The following is a 669-nucleotide window of genomic DNA, read 5'->3' as shown; positions in this document are numbered from 1 at the left end:
GTCTCAACCAGCGTTCCGCCGAGGGTCAGCGATTTGCCCTTTCTGGTGTTGAACTCCTTGAGAGCTTCCGTAAGGTCGCTTTTCAGCGTGGTGGGGCTCGGGTTGCCGTCCGCATAGCGGATTTCAGCCGTCAGCAGTTGTTCCGTGCCAGTCACACCCAGCAACCGCACCGTGGCTTTCCACTTGCCGGCATCGTCACCTTCGGTTATCTTGGTGAAGGGCAGCACGACGTTTGAAGCGGCTCCGTAGGTATCGGTAGCGAAATCGAGTGTTCTGGCTGCACCCGTCAGATGGGCAACAATCTCCGTGATGCGTCCGGCGGCATCACCCGTCGGTTTGACGACAAGCGTCAGTTCGCGTACCTGCTGCTTCATTGCAGCGGTCAGCGGATAGTCCTTGTCTTTCTCGATGCTCATCTGTTTCGTATAGGTGAAGAACCATCCCGGGGCATTGTTCACAAAGGCATCCGTGCCTGCTCGGTTTCCCATGGCTGCGGCAATGGTGGCGGTGGTACCATTTACCGTGATTCCTTCAGCTGGGTTCCACACCGCAAGGGTGTAGCTGCCTGGAGCAAACAGATGGTCGGGGGCATGGGTGGCGGAAGTCTCCGTACCCGTATAGTCGCCCATGGTGACCGTCCACGTGGCAGGTATGTTGATACCCTCACCG

1 protein-coding gene is annotated in these 669 nt (G+C 58.0%); it reads right to left on the bottom strand.

All coding sequences use genetic code 11. The features are described from left to right. A partial coding sequence (locus KTQ90_RS13520) for a FimB/Mfa2 family fimbrial subunit (RefSeq protein WP_217318851.1) occupies window positions 1-669 on the bottom strand: 669 nt, incomplete at both ends.

The sequence above is a fragment of the Leyella stercorea genome, from assembly GCF_019052365.1.
Taxonomy (GTDB): Bacteria; Bacteroidota; Bacteroidia; order Bacteroidales; family Bacteroidaceae; genus Prevotella.
This window is presented reverse-complemented; position numbering and strand designations above follow the sequence as displayed.